General features: G+C 36.6%; 17 protein-coding genes. 5 read left to right on the top strand and 12 right to left on the bottom strand.

The window, feature by feature from the left end:
- Positions 1-12: 12 nt before the first annotated feature.
- From J3U66_RS08065 to flgB, 8 genes are read right to left on the bottom strand one after another with little or no spacing between them, the layout of a single operon-like run.
- Positions 13-1122 (bottom strand): flagellar basal body P-ring protein FlgI, encoded by a 1110-nt coding sequence (locus J3U66_RS08065; RefSeq protein WP_323849470.1) that lies wholly within the window; start codon positions 1120-1122, stop codon positions 13-15.
- An 11-nt stretch (positions 1123-1133) separates the two neighbouring features.
- The gene (locus J3U66_RS08060) at positions 1134-1820 is read right to left on the bottom strand and encodes a flagellar basal body L-ring protein FlgH (RefSeq protein WP_065799319.1); all 687 of its coding nucleotides are present in this window, start codon (positions 1818-1820) and stop codon (positions 1134-1136) included.
- A gap of 14 nt (positions 1821-1834) precedes the next feature.
- Positions 1835-2617 carry a flagellar basal-body rod protein FlgG gene (gene flgG, locus J3U66_RS08055; protein ID WP_267348677.1) on the bottom strand — a complete coding sequence of 261 codons (783 nt, stop codon included), beginning with the start codon at positions 2615-2617 and terminating at the stop codon, positions 1835-1837.
- 20 nt (positions 2618-2637) lie between these two features.
- Positions 2638-3393 (bottom strand): flagellar basal body rod protein FlgF, encoded by a 756-nt coding sequence (locus J3U66_RS08050; protein WP_267334074.1) that lies wholly within the window; start codon positions 3391-3393, stop codon positions 2638-2640.
- 14 nt (positions 3394-3407) lie between these two features.
- A complete protein-coding gene (gene flgE / locus J3U66_RS08045; RefSeq protein ID WP_267334073.1) occupies positions 3408-4619 on the bottom strand; it encodes a flagellar hook protein FlgE in 1212 nt (403 codons plus the stop codon).
- A 15-nt stretch (positions 4620-4634) separates the two neighbouring features.
- Positions 4635-5354 carry a flagellar hook assembly protein FlgD gene (flgD, locus tag J3U66_RS08040; protein ID WP_081297424.1) on the bottom strand — a complete coding sequence of 240 codons (720 nt, stop codon included), beginning with the start codon at positions 5352-5354 and terminating at the stop codon, positions 4635-4637.
- Between the two features lie 13 nt (positions 5355-5367).
- On the bottom strand, positions 5368-5772 hold the full coding sequence (gene flgC / locus J3U66_RS08035) for a flagellar basal body rod protein FlgC (protein WP_065633067.1): 405 nt from the start codon (positions 5770-5772) through the stop codon (positions 5368-5370).
- An 8-nt stretch (positions 5773-5780) separates the two neighbouring features.
- Positions 5781-6191 carry a flagellar basal body rod protein FlgB gene (gene flgB / locus J3U66_RS08030; RefSeq protein WP_065633081.1) on the bottom strand — a complete coding sequence of 137 codons (411 nt, stop codon included), beginning with the start codon at positions 6189-6191 and terminating at the stop codon, positions 5781-5783.
- A 155-nt stretch (positions 6192-6346) separates the two neighbouring features.
- Between flgB and flgA the strand changes: the two genes are divergently transcribed.
- The 5 genes from flgA (at position 6347) to flhA (ending at position 11214) form a co-directional block, all read left to right on the top strand.
- Positions 6347-7006, top strand: a complete 660-nt coding sequence (gene flgA, locus J3U66_RS08025) for a flagellar basal body P-ring formation chaperone FlgA (RefSeq protein ID WP_267334072.1) — start codon at positions 6347-6349, stop codon at positions 7004-7006.
- Positions 7007-7088: 82 nt separating this feature from the next.
- Positions 7089-7388 carry a flagellar biosynthesis anti-sigma factor FlgM gene (gene flgM / locus J3U66_RS08020; RefSeq protein WP_267334071.1) on the top strand — a complete coding sequence of 100 codons (300 nt, stop codon included), beginning with the start codon at positions 7089-7091 and terminating at the stop codon, positions 7386-7388.
- Between the two features lie 23 nt (positions 7389-7411).
- Entirely contained in the window at positions 7412-7846 is a 435-nt protein-coding gene (locus J3U66_RS08015; RefSeq protein ID WP_267348675.1) for a flagella synthesis protein FlgN, read from the top strand.
- Between the two features lie 132 nt (positions 7847-7978).
- Positions 7979-9109, top strand: a complete 1131-nt coding sequence (gene flhB, locus J3U66_RS08010) for a flagellar biosynthesis protein FlhB (protein ID WP_267348673.1) — start codon at positions 7979-7981, stop codon at positions 9107-9109.
- A gap of 17 nt (positions 9110-9126) precedes the next feature.
- Positions 9127-11214, top strand: coding sequence for a flagellar biosynthesis protein FlhA (gene flhA, locus J3U66_RS08005; RefSeq protein ID WP_267334068.1), 2088 nt, complete (start codon positions 9127-9129; stop codon positions 11212-11214).
- Between the two features lie 107 nt (positions 11215-11321).
- Here the strand turns inward: flhA and J3U66_RS08000 are convergent, their stop codons facing one another.
- From J3U66_RS08000 to malX, 4 genes are all read right to left on the bottom strand, one after another.
- Positions 11322-12713 (bottom strand): NCS1 family transporter, encoded by a 1392-nt coding sequence (locus J3U66_RS08000; RefSeq protein ID WP_267348671.1) that lies wholly within the window; start codon positions 12711-12713, stop codon positions 11322-11324.
- Positions 12714-12759: 46 nt separating this feature from the next.
- Complete coding sequence (gene allB / locus J3U66_RS07995; RefSeq protein WP_267348669.1) at positions 12760-14127, bottom strand: allantoinase AllB; 1368 nt, start codon at positions 14125-14127, stop codon at positions 12760-12762.
- Positions 14128-14554: 427 nt separating this feature from the next.
- Positions 14555-15727 (bottom strand): MalY/PatB family protein, encoded by a 1173-nt coding sequence (locus J3U66_RS07990; RefSeq protein WP_267348691.1) that lies wholly within the window; start codon positions 15725-15727, stop codon positions 14555-14557.
- A 77-nt stretch (positions 15728-15804) separates the two neighbouring features.
- On the bottom strand, positions 15805-17397 hold the full coding sequence (gene malX / locus J3U66_RS07985; RefSeq protein WP_267334065.1) for a maltose/glucose-specific PTS transporter subunit IIBC: 1593 nt from the start codon (positions 17395-17397) through the stop codon (positions 15805-15807).
- Positions 17398-17505: the final 108 nt, after the last annotated feature.

Here is a 17505-nt window from a genome sequence, read left to right as displayed (position 1 = left end):
CAATTTTCAAATTTAAATTGTTTCTAATGCTGCATGCAAACAGCCTGCGGTTTTTAATGCTTCAAGTATTGACATCAATTCGGTTGGGGTGGCGCCTAATACATTTAGCGAATTAATCACATGTTTCAAATCTGTACCTGAAGCGAGATTATGTAGTGCCCCACCATCTTGCGTTATACTGACTTGATCATCAGGGATAATAGCAGTTGCACCGCCTGCTAATGGCGTGTTGGGTTGACTGACTTTTAGTTTATTATTGACCACAACAGATAAGTTACCATGTGCGACTGCACAATTATCTAATTTTACTTTTTGATTCATCACCACAACACCGGTTCGCGTATTTATCACCACTTTAGCTGAGATTGGCGTCACACCAATTTCTAAATTTTGAATTTGTGATAAAAATTTCACCCTTGCTTGGCTGTCTTTGGGCATAGATAGGCTAACAGTAGTCCCATCTAAAGCGACTGCTGTATTTTTTTGTAACTTATTAATCGCATCAGCAATTTTCAACGCTTGGGTAAAATCAAAATGGTTTAGATGCAAATACATTGTATTTTGTTCATCTAATCGCGTTGCCAATTCGCGTTCAATTGTCGCACCATTTGGAATGGTTGCGCCTGACATTTGATTAATACTCACACTGCTATTTTTACTGTTTGCGCCCATGCCGCCAACAAAAAGATTGCCCTGTGCAATGGCATAAACTTGATTATCTGCCCCTTTTAACGGCGTCATAATCAATGTTCCGCCTCGTAAGCTTTTAGCATTACCCAGTGAGGACACCACCACATCAATTTGCTGTCCCACTCGGGCGTAAGAAGGCAATTTTGCTGTTACCATCACCGCAGCCACATTTTTAAGCTGCATGTTGCTGCCCGATGGCACCGTAATACCGAGTTGAGAAAGCATGTTAGTGATACTTTGAATAGTAAATGGAGTTTGCGATGTTTGGTCGCCAGTACCATCAAGCCCCACAACCAAACCATAACCCACTAAAGCATTTTCTCTGACACCTTGAATAGAGACTAAATCACGTATACGCTCAGCATGACTCAGTGGCATACCTGCGATCATTGTCAAACTAAAACAGAGAATAAAACGCAAATTTTTCAGCATAACACTACTCATTAAAATGGAGAAAAATTAAAAAATAGACGCTGCAACCAACCCATGGTTTGTGCCTCGTCAATGTAACCATTACCGACATACTCAATACGCGCATCAGCAACTTGTGTTGAAATAACCGTATTGTTGCCACTAATAGTTCTTGGATTAACCACACCTGAAAATCGAATAAACTCGGTGCCTTGATTTATAGCTATTTGTTTTTCACCAATGACTTTTAAATTACCATTGACCATGACATCTTGAACCGTCACTGTAATCGTGCCGCTAAAGGTGTTTTTTGCATTCGCGCCACCAGACCCTTTAAAATCATTTGCACCAGAAATATCAGTATCAACTTTGCCACGTCCAATTAGACCATCAAGAAATTGCGGCACAGCTTTGACACTTAAATCAGTTGAACCGTTTCGTCCCGCATTGATTGATGAACTTTTACTGGCGCTTACATTTTCTTGTAACACTATAGTTAACACATCACCAATGTTACGAGGACGACGATCTTCAAACATCGGTTGATAACCAAAACTAGTGGGTTGTGAAGACTGATAAATCGAACCGGTTGAATTACCTATTACGGGCAGCATTGGTTCAATGCTTGTTTCGCCTTCAACTAAAGGTTTTTTAGGTAATTGGGCACAACCCAACAAAAGAAATACGGTTAAAATACCAAGATATCGCATTATGTTCATCGCATGATTACTGTTTAGAGTTGATTTAATCGTTGTAGCATTTGGTCCGAAGCCGAAATAGCTTTACTATTAATTTCATAAGCTCGTTGTACTTGAATCATGTTAACTAATTCTTCAGCAACGTTGACATTCGATGTTTCTATATAACCTTGATATAACAAACCTACGCCATTTAACCCTGGTGTGTTTTCAGTTGGTGCACCAGAACTTTCGGTTTCGAGGTAAAGGTTTTCACCAACACTTTCAAGCCCAGTATCATTAATAAAAGTATGTAATGTTAACTGCCCGACTTGTACTTGTGTTGATTGATTAGCTAACGTGACATTGACAACGCCATCACGACCTACGGTCATTTTAATTGCGTTTGATGGAATATTAATTGTTGGCTGAATTTCATAACCGGCTGCGGTCACTAGCTGCCCATTTTGATTGACTTGAAAAGCACCACTGCGCGTATAAGCTTGCGTGCCATCGGGCATTAAAACTTGAAAGAAACCTTGCCCATTAATAGCAATATCACTGCTATTGTCAGTTAATTCTAAATTACCTTGACTATGAATACGTTCAGTTGCAACCGGTCTTACTCCTGTACCAATTTGTAATCCAGAAGGTAAGGTGGTTTGCTCTGAAGATTGTGCACCTGGCTGGCGAATAGTTTGATAAAGCAAATCTTCAAAAACAGCCCGTTGCCGTTTGAATCCACCGGTACTAACGTTAGCCAAATTATTAGAAATAATATCCATATTCATTTGCTGGGCAGTTAAGCCTGTTTTGGCTATCCATAATGATTTAATCATGGTTGTTTTTCCTATTCCATTTAAGTTAATGATAAAATTTGATTGGCTTTTTGTGCATTTTCGTCAGCAGTCATAATCTCTTTCATCTGCATTTCAAATTGACGCGAGTGGCTAATTAAATTAACCATAGCAGCAACCGGATTAACATTACTGCCCTCTAAAACCCCTAACATCAATTTAGTATTAGGGTTATCTTGCATAACCGCGCCTCGGGTATCGCGTGTTGCTTGTGTTAATTGGAACAAGCCATTATCACCCCGTACAATTTCATTACGTTCAAGCTGTACTTTTTTTATTTTACCCACTTGCGCAATTGTCGTTGGCTGGTCACCCGCCCCCAAAGCCGATAAGGTTCCATCAGAACTAATAGTAACTTGTGAACCTTGGGGCACAGTTAATACATCATTATCACCGAGTAATGGATAACCTTGCACATTAAGCGTGCCATTTTCATCAATCTCGATAGCGCCATTGCGCGTGTATGCTTCGCTACCATCAGGTAGTTGCACGGCCAACCAATGATCTTTTGCCAATGCAACATCTAAATCACGTCCGGTATAATTAAATGTACCCATTTGCGAATCAAAGGTTGGTGTTGTCGCGGTAACCATAGTCCTTGTTGGTCTATCATTGCCAATGATAGGAACAGCTTTCATCGCTGTTAGCTGCGCTCGAAATCCTACTGTCGATACATTAGCAAGATTATTGGCAGTAATAGACTGCTGATGAAGTGTCTGACTCGCTGCTGACATAGCAGTATAAATAACGCGATCCATAAATAACCTTTATATCAACGAAGATTCACTAGTGTATTTAAGATCTGATCTTGAGTCTTAATTGTTTGTGAATTAGATTGGTAGTTACGTTGAGCAACAATCATATTGACCAATTCTTGACTCATATCGACATTCGATGACTCAACAGCGCCACTGGTTAATGCACCTAAAGTCCCCGAATTTGCAATACCGAGCACTTCAGCACCAGAATTAATGGTTGAGCGCCAGTTATTGTTGCCGGCTGATTCCAATCCATTGACATTGGCAAAATCAGCCATCGCAATTTGACCCAGTAACATCGTTTGTTGATTAGAATAGATACCATAAATCGAACCATCATCACTAATACTGTAACCGACTAAATCCCCCGGTGCATAACCATCGACCACAGGTGTTTTGATGCTGCCAACTTCCTTACCCATATTTTGTTGCGAGCTATTGGCTAATGATAAAGTAAAGGTATTATCAGCCGATCCGTTAAGTCCTTTAATATTAATCGTCATTTCAGGATTGCTAATGAGTTTTCCCGAGGAATCAAACTCCATCTGCCCAATTTTTTGTAAATTACTGCTCGGATCACTACCATCGATATAATGCACATCCCATTGATTGTCGGCAGTTTTGACATAAAAAAGCTGAACATTACGTTGATTACCCAATGAATCATAAGTAGTAACAGTTGTGGAATAATTGAACGTATCAGCATCAAGCGCATTGACAGGTTGTTTTTCAGGTATTTTGCTGTTTGAATTTAAATTGGTTTGTAACGATGCCTTGGTTGTCGCTGATGCATTTAACATTTCTTGCGAAATTTTAAGAGGTCCAGGCGCACTACCTTGTTGTACTTTGGGCGGTGTACCTGATGCCAGATAACCCGTTAATTGCAAACCATCAGCAGAAATAATATTGCGCTCAGCATCTAATTGAAATTGCCCATTACGGGTATAGTAAACTTGACCACTACTATCCACTAAACGAAAAAAACCATTCCCCGAGATAGCAACATCTAAACTATTATTGGTTGAAGTTGCGGTGCCATCATTAAAATTTTGCATAACAGCCGCCACTTTCACGCCCATACCGACTTTTGAGCCAGCATAAATATCGGCAAATGAAATACTCGCACTTTTAAAGCCTACTGTTGCAGAGTTAGCAATATTATTACCAATAACATCTAACTGTTTTGATGCGGCATTCATACCGCTAATTGCTTGAGAAAATCCCATATAAACTTTATCTCCCTAAAGAATTTGACGAACTTCGTCAATACTAATTGAACCAAGTATGCCTAAATCAAGTAAGACTTTATTATTCACTTGACTATTTATAACGCCATAAACGACAGAATAAGATAGTGACGTTGACGATACACTTTGCCCATCGCTTGTCGCCTTAACGGTAAAGGTATAACTGCCATCCGGGGCTGTTGTTCCATCATTAAGTTCACCATCCCAAGTAAAAGAGCTCACCCCAGCGGAAATCGAACCTAAATCAACTTCACGTACCACATTTCCATTTTCATCTTTAATGGTAATAACAACAGAATCCGCATCACGGGCTAATTCAAAACCAAATGGGGTAGTAATGGTTTCGCGCTCACCACCGCTCTCATCTTGTTCTGAGGTAGCAACCAAAATTTTATTACCTGGTACCATCACACCTTTACCAATCAGGTTACTGGCATTAACAGAAAGGCTGTCGTCAATTTGACCAGATACTACCCCTAATGTTGTGTTTAACCTTTCAATGCCAGCTAAGGTATTAATTTGAGCCAGCTGCGAAGTTAATTGGCTGTTATCCATTGGATTAGTTGGATCTTGATTCTTCATTTGAGCAATAAGCAGCGTTAAAAAGTTATCTTGCAACTCTTTACTTGAATTTGCTTCCGCTGCACTTTTTTGCATGGATTGTGGGCTTTTTATCGTTGATGATTCCGAAACCGGTACGTTAGACACTCCCATAAATGACTCCTTACTACTGTCCTAAGGTCAGTGTTTTTAACATTAAACTTTTTACCGTATTAATGACTTCTACATTTGCCTGATAACTGCGCGAAGCCGAAATCGTGTTAACCATTTCACCGACAATATCAACATTAGGTTTTTGAATATAACCTTGCTCATCAGCCAGTGGATGATGGGGTTCGTAAACTAAATTCATCGGAGTTGGATCATCAATAACTTGGGTAACTTTTACACCAGCAATGTGATTTTGATAGCCCTGATGATCAACACTAAACACCACCTGTTTAGCGCGATAAGCTTGACCTGAAGTACTGGTCACACTGTCAGCATTAGCAAGGTTACTGGCACTGACATTCATCCGCTGCGTTTGCGCCATTAAGGCTGAAGCTGAAATTGAAAAAATAGAGAAACTCATATCTATTGTTATCCTTGCTGTAATACTGACATTACATTCTTAAATTGTTCACCTAAAAAGGTTAAATTGCTTTGATAATGAATCGTGTTGTCGATAAATTCCGTGCGCTCTTGATCCATTTCGACAGTATTCCCATCAGCCGAAGCTTGATAAGCAATACGATAAAGAAGATTGGTATTCGTTGTTATAGGTGATTGAATTGCAATATGATTTTTGTTAGTCACTTGCAGTTTTACGCCATTAATATTATTTTGATTATTCAGTGCTTTGTTTAATTCAGCATTAAAATCAATATCTCTAGCCTGATAATGCGGCGTATCACTGTTAGCAATATTTGCAGCTAAAATCTGTTGACGTGTTTCACGTATATTTAATGCTTGTTGATGAAAATTCACAAATGTATCTAATTTATTCAGCATAAAAATCATCTCACCTTTATTGATGTTTTGAATTTTAAGTGAATCAAAAAAAAATCATCGTACAAATAACACCAAAAATTGTCCTTATTTCAACATTCAAACCATTTACGCATACAGTAAAATTCGACCATAAATAATTTTAAAAACAAGTAACTATGACATTTTTTATTAGATTGATATTTTGCATTTTTATACTATTAGGCTGGAAAACATCGTTTGCTGATGTACTTGATAATCAGATCCATCATTTTATTTTGGAACAATTGCAAGATAAAAAAATCGATCATATTGCGATTCGTTATCTAGCCGCTCAACCTGATTTAAACTGCCGTAAACCAACATTAAAATTACTAAGTAAAAATAAACTATGGGGCAACCTTACCCTGAGTGCAAAATGTAAAAATCAAACCAAATATATCCAACTCTATGTCGATGTGGTTGGCAGTTATATTGTTGCCAATCAAGCAATAAATGCCGACACCAAAATTACAGAACAACACATAACAGAGCAATCAGGTCAATTAGACAAACTCCCGGCCACAATCATTTTAGATAAAAGCCAAATTATTAACCATATTGCAATACGGCATATCGATCCACAAGAACCCATAAAAACTTCAATGATTAAAAGACACTGGCAGGTTAAAGCCGGACAACAGGTTAAAGTGATCATCAATGGAGATGGTTATTTAGTGGCAACTAAAGGTAAAACGTTGGCTAATGGTGCCTCGGGAGATTATATTCACGTTAAACTCAATACAGGCACGATTGTTGAAGGTATTGTCAGTGAGCAAGGTATAATAATTAATCAATAAATAAAATTAATGATTTTCAAATTTTTGCCGATAATACCATTAAACAAATCATTTAAATTTGAACTTCAATTAAAGGTATTTTATGAGTATAGATGCAACTAAATTGGTGACAACAATATCGGGACTACTCAGCCGTGAGGTAATCAATGAACAACAAAAAAATCCAAAGGCATCTGTACCAGAAAAAAATGATTCAACCACTTGCACTGACTTAAGGTTAAGTCAACATGTTATGGCACAATTGCAGTGCAGTGAGAACGATATTGATATCGAAAAAATAAAGACAATAAAGCAGGCAATTAGCAACGGTAGTTTAGTGATTAATCCAAGTAAAATTGCAGATGCGTTAATTCAACAAACTATTGAAGATATTAAAAGCTAATTCAAAACTGAAGGGAAATAAAAATGTTAGAATTAGACAACATTTTAGATAACGTCATCATTATGTTGCAAACATTATCCGACGTTCTTAACAATGAACAGCAAATATTGATTGAAAATAGTGCTATCAATCAACTCAATGCAGTTATTAACCAAAAAAACCAACTACTCATTGAGTTAAAATTACTCGACGAAAAGCGCATAAAATTTAGCAAACAGCATAATATCCAATCACCTTATAGTGAAAAAGCAAAGCTTGCTGATAAATGGCAATTTATTGTCAATACCACACAACAATTAGCGCTAATTAATCGTGAAAATGGCATGATTATTCAAAAACGTATGAACTTAACACAACAATCAATTGATTATCTAAAAAGCATTAATAATCCGGTTGTTTATACTAATCACGGTTATCAACAGACCGAAATTATTTCATCAAAACGTGCCAAAGTTTAGTGATAAAAGATATTATATGTTAGTAAACGCGATAAATACCCCGTAATTTAGGGTCTTTTCTAGCCAATAACTTTTTCGAGTTGAGTTCATACTGTCACTATTCTTATCCCCTAAATTTTATTTAAGCTCAATATGGCTGACGACAGTGATTTAGATAAAAGCGAACAACCCACAGATAGTAAAGTCAAAAAAGCTAAAGAAAAGGGGCAGATTCCACGATCGCGTGAACTAACTTCGTTAATCATATTACTGGTAGGTATTACACTATTTTCGATGATCGGTGCCAATTTAGTTGGCAATTTGATCGTTATTATCAAAACAGCAATGAAAGTGTCTAATCATGTTTTGGATGATAAGCTAGTCATTTTTAATTTGGTTAATTTATTCACAGCCGGTTTTTGGTCTATTTTGCCAATTTTTTTAGGTTTAGTGATTGTAGCTATCCTAGCGCCGCTTTGTGTTGGCGGCTTACTATTTAGTTTGCAATCAATTAAACCTAATTTTAAAAAACTCAATCCAATTGCCGGATTCGGTCGATTATTTAGTACGAAAATTTTTTCTGAACTACTCAAATCTATCCTTAAAGTCGTGTTAATTTCTGCTGCATGCGCACTTTTTTTATTACACCAATTTTCTACCATACTCTCATTGCCCAACATGTATTTAAGCAATGCGTTAGCAAAAGCCGCACAATTAATTATGATTTGTGGGTTATTTGCCGTCATATCTTTAATTCCAATGGTGGGGTTTGATATTTTTTATCAAATATGGAGCAATTTAAAAAAATTGCGCATGTCGAAACAAGAGATTAAAGATGAGTTTAAAGAGCAAGAGGGCAATCCGCAAATCAAAGGGCGCATTCGTCAAGTGCAACAAGCGATGGCAAGGCGCCGAATGATGAACGATGTAAGTAAGGCAAATGTGATTATCACCAATCCAACCCATTATGCGGTGGCTTTACACTATGATGAAAAAACTATGGCGGCCCCTAAATTACTTGCCAAAGGCACCGATAACACGGCTTTACGGATTAAAGAAATCGCCAGCGAACATGATATTCCACAATTAGAAGCACCACCACTTGCTCGCGCGTTATATCGTCACGGTGAAATTGGTCAAACCATTCCGACTGAACTTTATACCGCTGTCGCGCAAATTTTAGCTTGGGTGTATCAATTAAAACATTGGCGTAAACATGGTGGCAACAAACCAGCAAAACCCAATAACTTACCCATACCCGATTTTTTATCTGAAAATAAATAAAGGCAACCACTATTTTTATGATTAAATCTAAATTACTCAATATATTATCAATAAACGCATTAAAAACTGGTCATTATCAAATATTAGCCGGTCCATTACTGATTTTATTAATACTATCGATGATGGTATTGCCCTTACCGGCATTTGTATTAGATCTGTTTTTTACCTTTAACATTGCTTTGTCGATTATTATTTTAATTGTTGCATTATTTACTAAGCGAGTACTTGATTTTGCTGCCTTTCCAACTGTTTTACTTTTTGCCACCTTATTGCGATTATCGTTGAATGTTGCGTCAACGCGCGTCGTGTTATTAAAAGGTCATACAGGTAGTGCTGCCGCAGGGCGAGTTATTGAAGCTTTTGGCCATTTCTTGGTTGGTGGTAATTTTGCAATAGGCATTGTGGTGTTTATTATTTTGGTGATTATTAACTTTATGGTTATCACCAAAGGGGCTGGGCGTATAGCCGAAGTGGGTGCGCGCTTTGCGCTTGATGGTATGCCAGGTAAACAAATGGCGATTGATGCTGATCTTAATGCTGGATTAATTGGTGAAGACGAAGCCAAAGCGCGCCGAGCCGAAGTCACGCAAGAAGCTGATTTTTATGGTTCGATGGATGGTGCCAGTAAATTTGTCCGTGGCGATGCCATTGCCGGCTTATTAATCATGGCCATTACCATTATTGGTGGTTTAATGGTTGGTATTATGCAACATGATATGACACTTGCTGATGCCAGTAAAACTTATGTCTTACTAACCATTGGTGATGGTTTAGTCGCTCAAATTCCCTCACTGATTATTTCAACCGCCGCAGGCGTGATTGTAACTAGAGTCAGCTCGCAAGAAAATATTAGTGAGCAGATGCTCAACCAGTTATTTAAAAATCCACAAGTATTAATTTTAACAGCGGCTGTGATAGGGCTACTTGGTTTGATTCCTGGTATGCCAAATTTAGTGTTTTTATTGTTTACCGGTCTATTATTGGCTATTGCTTGGTGGTTAGCTAAATATAAAAAAAATGAGGTTAAACAACAAACCAAACAAGTCAATGTCGATGCCACTACACCAAGTAATATTGAAGCATCTTGGTCGGATGTCAATATTGAAGATACTTTAGCGATGGAAGTCGGATATGGGTTAATTCCAATGGTTGATCAATCACAAAATGGCGAATTACTTGGTCGAATACGCAGTTTACGTAAAAAATTTGCACAAACTTTTGGATTTTTACCACCACAAGTACATATTCGTGACAATTTGTCCTTAGCCCCTTACCAATACAAATTATTTATAAAAGGTGGTGAAATTGGGCAAGGTGAAATTATGAATAATAAATGGTTGGCAATCAATCCAGGTAAAGTGGTAGAAACCATTGAGGGTATTGCAACAACCGAGCCGGCTTTTGGATTACCGGCAATCTGGATAGATGAAAGCAATAAAGAAAATGCACAAATATTAGGTTATACCGTTGTCGATACCAGCACCATGATTGCCACACATTTTAACCACTTACTACAACAATTTGCCAGCGAATTATTAGGCAGATTAGAAACCCAAGAACTGCTTGACCGCCTGAAACAAGAGGTACCTAAGTTAGTTGAAGATTTTATTCCAGAGGTTGTAACGTTAACAACCTTTCATAAAATACTACAAAATTTAATAGCGGAAAAAGTGTCTATTCGTGATATGCGCACTATTATTGAAACCATTTGTGAAAACGCACCAAATCAAAATGATGTTTATCAATTATTGAGTATAGTCAGGATTGCTTTAGGTAGAGTCATCACTCAACAATGGTTTGCAGGTAACAATCCAATCGAGGTGATTGGCTTAGATATCAATTTAGAACGTTTATTACTGCAAGCCATGCAAAATACCAGTCATGTTGAACCGGGGCTTGCCGAGCAGATCATTGAACAACTTAAACAAGCACTTCATCAACAAGAAGCAATCGGCGCGCCACCAGTATTATTAGTTAACCACTCACTAAGGCTGATGCTATCACAGTTTTTGCGACCTAATTTTCCACAATTGGCGGTATTATCTAATCTTGAAATTACTGATAATCGTGAAATTAAGGTGACATGCCAAATTGGCAATACCTAATAGAACATAACATAAATAAGCATTAAAATTGGTTGACTAGCGAAAGTCGCTAAAGCATAACTGAGTTAACAAAGATGATCATTATCAGTGATGATCATCATTCCTATTCACTTATGACTCTTTTTTTCAAAAATAGTACCTTTTCTAAATGGGGATTGTTTAAAGGCATATTTTGTTAATAGAACATAACTCAATCCACCAACAAAAAAGCCAATTAGCCACGATAAACTCACTTCACAAAACGCGGCAGCCGAGCCAATAAACATTGCTAAAATAGCAGCTTTATTAAAGCCTGCAAATTGACCATTTTTATTATAGAGTTCATTAATATCGACTTGTTGGCGCCTTAATAGATAATACTCTACAAGTAAAATTGCCACAATTGGCCCTAAGAACGCAGAATAGATCAAAATAAATAGGCCTAAGCCCTTGGCTGATGAGTCTTGCACTAAGATCCAAGGAAAAGAAGCAATGGCGAGTAACCCCGTGATCGTTACCGCTGATTTATATTTGACTTTAGTTAATAAACTAATCACATATGCCGGTGGAATAATATTTGCCACCATGTTAACTGCAATCGCCCCAAGTACAATAAATGACGATACCGCAACAGTAATATAAGAATTATCAACAACAATTGCAAAAGCTTTAACTGGGTTACTGTTGCCTGTCACCGATGCTAACATAGCACCAATTGTGATAACAAATCCATAGGCAATGGTGATAGGTACAAAATATAACAATCCGCGTTTACCGTTACTAATACCTGATTTGAGTTCGCGTGAATAATCCGCCGCACTCAAAAATATTGCAGCATAATTACCTAAAAACATCATAATAAAACCAAAAAAAGGTAATCCCCAAGTTCCTTGAGTATTAATCCATTTTTCAATAATGACAGTTTGATGATTGCGAAGTAATAAAATAAAAGCATAGACAAGTGCGGATAGAATAACTAATGATATTAATATCTCAACCCATTTAATCGCATGAAAGCCATACAGTGATAACCCAATTTGTATAAATTGTAAAACCACAAAACAGATAAAGACATTATCAAAACTCTCATTGGATAGAATTTTGATAATTTCATTAAGTGCCGTGCCACCTATCCAACTTTGAAAGCCATACCAGACAATACCTGGAATACCACGAAGCAGTGAAGAGATTATCGAACCTTTTATACCAAATGACATTCTAAGTTGGACAACATAAGGAATGCCAGTACGGTAACCTAAGCGATCATTAAGTACAAAAATACTGGTAATAATTAAAATAGCAATCAAAGCCGCCATAAAAGTTTGCACAATATTCATAGTGGCAAAACCGGCAACCACTAAACTGGCGCCTAAGGTCATATTGCCAAGATTCACGCCATCACCAATCCACATAAAAGCATATGCCAAAGGATTAACCGTACGCTGTTGTGGTGTTTTGGGTAATAGTGATTTATCAATATTTAATTGGTTATTAGATAATTGAGGGCGATTATTATTCATTACCTATTCCTTTCGTACTTAACTTTTTAACGCCGCTATATTTAAACTAACGACGAATAAATGATCCTTTTGGTGTCGATTCAATACCCGTAGTCAAATTGTAAACTGTTTCGCCACGTAATAACGTACGTACCACTTGTGCGTTAATTTGTCGTCCAACATAAGGACTAAATTTATTACGATATTCAAGATCTTCTGCCCTTACCACATAACTTGATTGCGGTTTGATAAAGATAATATCCGCATCTTTACCAATCTGAATTGAACCTTTAGTTGGTAAGTTATAACGCTCAGCAGGATTTTTAGCGATGATATCGGCAAACTGTTTTAATGACATACCGCGTTTTTGCACCGCTTCATCAAAGAAAATATCGACATTATTTTGTACACCCGAAATTCCACCCCATGCATCAAATGCATTAGTTTTATTTTTCATTTCATAAGTACAAGGAGAATGGTCAGATACGGCGGTAATAATGTGACCAGAAAATAGATATTTCCATAATCCATCTTGGGCTTGTTTATCACGAATAGGGGGTGAACATTTTGCTAAAGGTCCGATAGCATCAAGTTCATCGGTGGTAAAATAGAGATAATGAATACAGGTTTCGCAAGTGACATCAATCCCTTCTTGACGCGCTTTTATCACCTCTTCAACGCCTTCTGGGCACGCCACATGACAAATATGAATACGGCACCCCGTTTGTTTAGCAAAAAAGATTGCCCGGCGAATTGCTTCTACTTCTGTAAAAATAGGACGGGTTGCCACATACTGTGAAACGCGCGTTTCACCTCGATCTTTGGCTTGTTTACCTAACATGTCGGTAATGGCGGCATTCTCAGCATGAATAGCCAGTAACTTACCGGTTTTAGCAATTTGACGCATGCCCTCCCAAAGTGCATAGTCATTAACGTTTGCAAAATCGCCCTCTAAAGTAGGATCGCCACACGTTGCCATAAAACATTTAAATGCGGTTACCCCCTCTTTAACTTGTGCTTCAATGCCACCATTAGTGAGGTTATAAGGAACTAAACCGCCAAATGAAGCAACATCAACATAGAGTTTGCCCTCACCGGCAGCGTATTTTTGTCGAAGTGTATCACCACAAGTGGTTGCTGGCAGTTGATTAAGTGGCATTTCAACAAAGGTTGTCACGCCACCTTTAGCGCAAGCTTTGGTACCAGTGACATAACCTTCCCACTCACAACGAATACCGCCAGGTTCGCTTATATGTACATGTACATCAACCATACCTGGGCTAACAATTAAACCTTGAGCATCAATAACTTCATGTGCACCATTTAGATCTGGAGCAATGGCTGCAATTTTGCCATTTTTAATGGCAACATCAGTACGGACTTCACCTGATTCTAAAATGACAATACCATTTTTTATAATTCGATCATACTGCATAATAATTTTCCAAAAATGATTAGTAAAAAATATACTTGTAATAACGCTTATTGTTCATCTTATTCATTATTACTGTTCATTACTACATTTTTGTGCAAAAAACATACCAAGGCAAAAACCACGTATCATTGCTACTTATTTGATCTTTACGCACCAAAATGATCCATATGCTCAATTATTGCAGATTAGTTTTAATCATTATGGAGCATTAAAGTTAAGCAATACCAAAACGTATCAGCAACGTCATATCAAATAATTTAAATGGTGATGTACTTTAATTATCAATATCAGCCTAAAACCAGGTTCTATTTGTTATTTATGTAAAGTGTTACTGACATAAATAAGAACGACGTTTTAATCTATCGAAAATACTTTTTATAAAGTTTTAATATACTTTATTTTTATATAGATTTTCTCTTTCAAAAAATCAATCTGTTAAATCTTTAATGGATTTTATTATGGCATTAACTCCAATTTCTACTTTACTGCGGGCACAACCTACATTTAATCTTAAAAATCCTAGTCCAGCATCTCCATAGGTGGATCCAGGCATAATGGCAACTTTTTCTTTAAAGATGAGTTGATGTTGTAATTTCTCATCATTTAAATGAAAAGATCTTAAATCAATCCAAGCTAAATAAGTTGAATCTGGAGGTGTGCAATTTAATTGGGGAAACGCTTTATTTAGTTCATCTGCAACAAAATTTAAATTAGCTTGTAAATAAGTTTTTAACTGAGAAAGCCAAGGTAAACCCTCCTGATAGGCAGCAATTGTTGCAACTAATGACAAAACCGCGGGTGATGAGAGTCCATCACAAGATTTAAGTTGTTGTAGATAATCATTTCTAGTCTCTTCACTTTGGATGATACCGTAAGCACCGGTTAAAGCAGGAATGTTGAAGCTTTTAGAAGCAGAAGAAACTATAGCCCAGTTATTTTTACCATATTGGCTCCATGGAATATGCTTGCCAACCCATACCATATCCATATGAATTTCATCACTAATGACTTTCACATTATATTTATCACATAAACTCGATATAACCTTTAACTCTTCGTGATTCCAGACCTTACCGGTAGGGTTATGAGGATTGCATAACAATAGTATTTTGACATCTTTTTTAGATAAGATTGTTTCAAGATAATTGAGGTCACATTCCCAATTATTATTTTGTTTAATTAAAGGACATGATTGTACTTTTCTTTTATTACCTAAAATGGTTTTATAAAAAGCATCATATGCCGGAGTATGCAATACGACACTATCCCCTTCGTCACTCCATAAAGAAATTAATTTTGATATTATATAAATAACTGATGGGCCATAGACAATCATTTCAGGATCAATTGAGGTATCAAATTGAGATGAAAACCAATATTTAATAGCACCTAGATATTCTTCATTCTTCCAACGACTATAACCTAAAACCCCATGTTCAATTCTTTTTTCCAGTGCTTTTTTGATACAAGGTGCTATTTTAAAATCCATATCTGAAATGGTAAAAGGTGTTAAATTAGCAACGCCAAAACGATCTTGAACATAATCCCACTGTGTACACCATGTCCCTAATCGATTAACAGGTTGGTCAAAATCAAAAATGTCGTTTGATAACGTCATGTCCATATTCCTTGCAAACAAAAGGGAGAGTATAAGTACTCTTCCTTTAGGGTATATAATTAATTATTCAAATATTTTTGTAAATCATCTTTTACAACTTGAACTTGGGGGCCTATCACCACTTGTAAATTATGATCATTAAGTCTAACCACGCCAATAGCTTTGTTAGCTTTTAATTTAGCATCATCGACAAGATTAATATCTTTTACAGACAATCTTAATCTAGTAATGCAATTGTCCAAAGAGATGATATTGTCCACACCACCTAATGCTTCAAGAATTTCAATAGTGTTATAACCAGAATTAGTCGCTAAATTATTCTTAGCTTGAGGAGTACTATCGGTATCAAATTCGTTATCACTTTCTCTGCCTGGAGTTTTTATATTGAATTTCAGTATGAAAAATCTAAAAATAAAGAAGTAAATAACAAACCAAAAAGCAGCAACAACGGGTACTAAATACCATTTAGTGGCAGTACCATGTAAAATACCAAAGACCACAAGATCGATAATATTACCGTCAGTATTACCAATTGTTACACCGAGCAGTGACATTACCATAAAACCAAGTCCAGTTAAAACAGCATGGATAACATATAAAACTGGGGATACAAATAAGAACAAAAATTCTAATGGTTCAGTTATTCCACCAATAGTACAAGCTACAATACCTGAAATTAGCAATCCTTTGATTTTGTGTCTATTTTCTGGCTTAGCACAGACATACATAGCCAATGCCGCTCCAGGTAATCCCCCTAAAAATGATGGCATTTTACCTTGAGATAAAAATCGCGTTGCGCTTTCTGAGAATTCAGTCGTTGTAGGACAAGATAATTGTGCTTGGAATATGGTTAATGCCCCACTAACTGTTTCATTACAAACTTCCATTGTGCCACCAGCATCAGTAAAACGCACCAAAGCAACTAAAATATGGTGTAATCCAAAAGGTAATAACAGTCGTTCGCCAGTACCAAAAATAAATGGACCAAAATCACCAGTACTATTGACAATATAACCTAATCCACTAATACCTTTGGCAAAAAATGGCCAAATTAAAGGTACTAATAATCCCAAAATACCGAAAGTAACAGTTGTAATAATTGGCACAAAACGATTACCACCAAAAAAAGCTAATGCATTTGGCAAACGAATTGCTCGGAATCGTTCATGTAATATATAAACCAAAATACCAACAAAAATAGCGCCTAAAATACCAGTATTAATTGATTGAATACCAAATATCGACTGAATATCATTAGCTCTTAAGACCGCTGGGTCTGTAGTCGGTAAAATACCAGAAATAGTCAAATAAAAGTTAATACTTAGGTTAAGTACAATGTAACCAACAAAACCAGAAAAAGCAGCAACGCCTTTATCTTCTCTAGCTAAACCTAAAGGAATAGCGATTGCAAACATTACCGGAAGAAAGCTAAATGCAAAAGAACCAACTTTACTCATCCATGTGAAAATGGTAATACAAAAGGCATTATCTAAGAAAGGAAGTAAATCCCGCACATCCTGGCTAGCTAATGAACTCCCAATTCCAAGCATAATCCCACAAAATGAGAGCAAAGCTACAGGTAGCATAAATGTCTTACCTAAACTCTGAAAAAATTCCCAAAATGTTACTTTATTTGTTGTTTTATTTTCCATAATTTCATCCATTTTTATAAAAACACATTTAATTTAGCTCAATACTCTATTTTTTACCATAGATGAAATGAGGGAATTATCTCAATAATAATAATAAAATATAATGTG

It is taken from the genome of Gilliamella sp. B2969 (assembly GCF_026536195.1).
Taxonomy (GTDB): Bacteria; Pseudomonadota; Gammaproteobacteria; order Enterobacterales; family Orbaceae; genus Gilliamella.
This window is presented reverse-complemented; position numbering and strand designations above follow the sequence as displayed.

Bases quoted from the DNA above. Each gene is read 5' to 3' on its own strand.
- J3U66_RS08065 (WP_323849470.1), bottom strand. From the start codon at position 1,122: ATGCTGAAAAATTTGCGTTTTATTCTCTGTTTTAGTTTGACAATGATC.
- J3U66_RS08060 (WP_065799319.1), bottom strand. From the start codon at position 1,820: ATGAACATAATGCGATATCTTGGTATTTTAACCGTATTTCTTTTGTTG.
- flgG (WP_267348677.1), bottom strand. From the start codon at position 2,617: ATGATTAAATCATTATGGATAGCCAAAACAGGCTTAACTGCCCAGCAA.
- J3U66_RS08050 (WP_267334074.1), bottom strand. From the start codon at position 3,393: ATGGATCGCGTTATTTATACTGCTATGTCAGCAGCGAGTCAGACACTT.
- flgE (WP_267334073.1), bottom strand. From the start codon at position 4,619: ATGGGATTTTCTCAAGCAATTAGCGGTATGAATGCCGCATCAAAACAG.
- flgD (WP_081297424.1), bottom strand. From the start codon at position 5,354: ATGGGAGTGTCTAACGTACCGGTTTCGGAATCATCAACGATAAAAAGC.
- flgC (WP_065633067.1), bottom strand. From the start codon at position 5,772: ATGAGTTTCTCTATTTTTTCAATTTCAGCTTCAGCCTTAATGGCGCAA.
- flgB (WP_065633081.1), bottom strand. From the start codon at position 6,191: ATGCTGAATAAATTAGATACATTTGTGAATTTTCATCAACAAGCATTA.
- flgA (WP_267334072.1), top strand. From the start codon at position 6,347: ATGACATTTTTTATTAGATTGATATTTTGCATTTTTATACTATTAGGC.
- flgM (WP_267334071.1), top strand. From the start codon at position 7,089: ATGAGTATAGATGCAACTAAATTGGTGACAACAATATCGGGACTACTC.
- J3U66_RS08015 (WP_267348675.1), top strand. From the start codon at position 7,412: ATGTTAGAATTAGACAACATTTTAGATAACGTCATCATTATGTTGCAA.
- flhB (WP_267348673.1), top strand. From the start codon at position 7,979: ATGGCTGACGACAGTGATTTAGATAAAAGCGAACAACCCACAGATAGT.
- flhA (WP_267334068.1), top strand. From the start codon at position 9,127: ATGATTAAATCTAAATTACTCAATATATTATCAATAAACGCATTAAAA.
- J3U66_RS08000 (WP_267348671.1), bottom strand. From the start codon at position 12,713: ATGAATAATAATCGCCCTCAATTATCTAATAACCAATTAAATATTGAT.
- allB (WP_267348669.1), bottom strand. From the start codon at position 14,127: ATGCAGTATGATCGAATTATAAAAAATGGTATTGTCATTTTAGAATCA.
- malX (WP_267334065.1), bottom strand. From the start codon at position 17,397: ATGGAAAATAAAACAACAAATAAAGTAACATTTTGGGAATTTTTTCAG.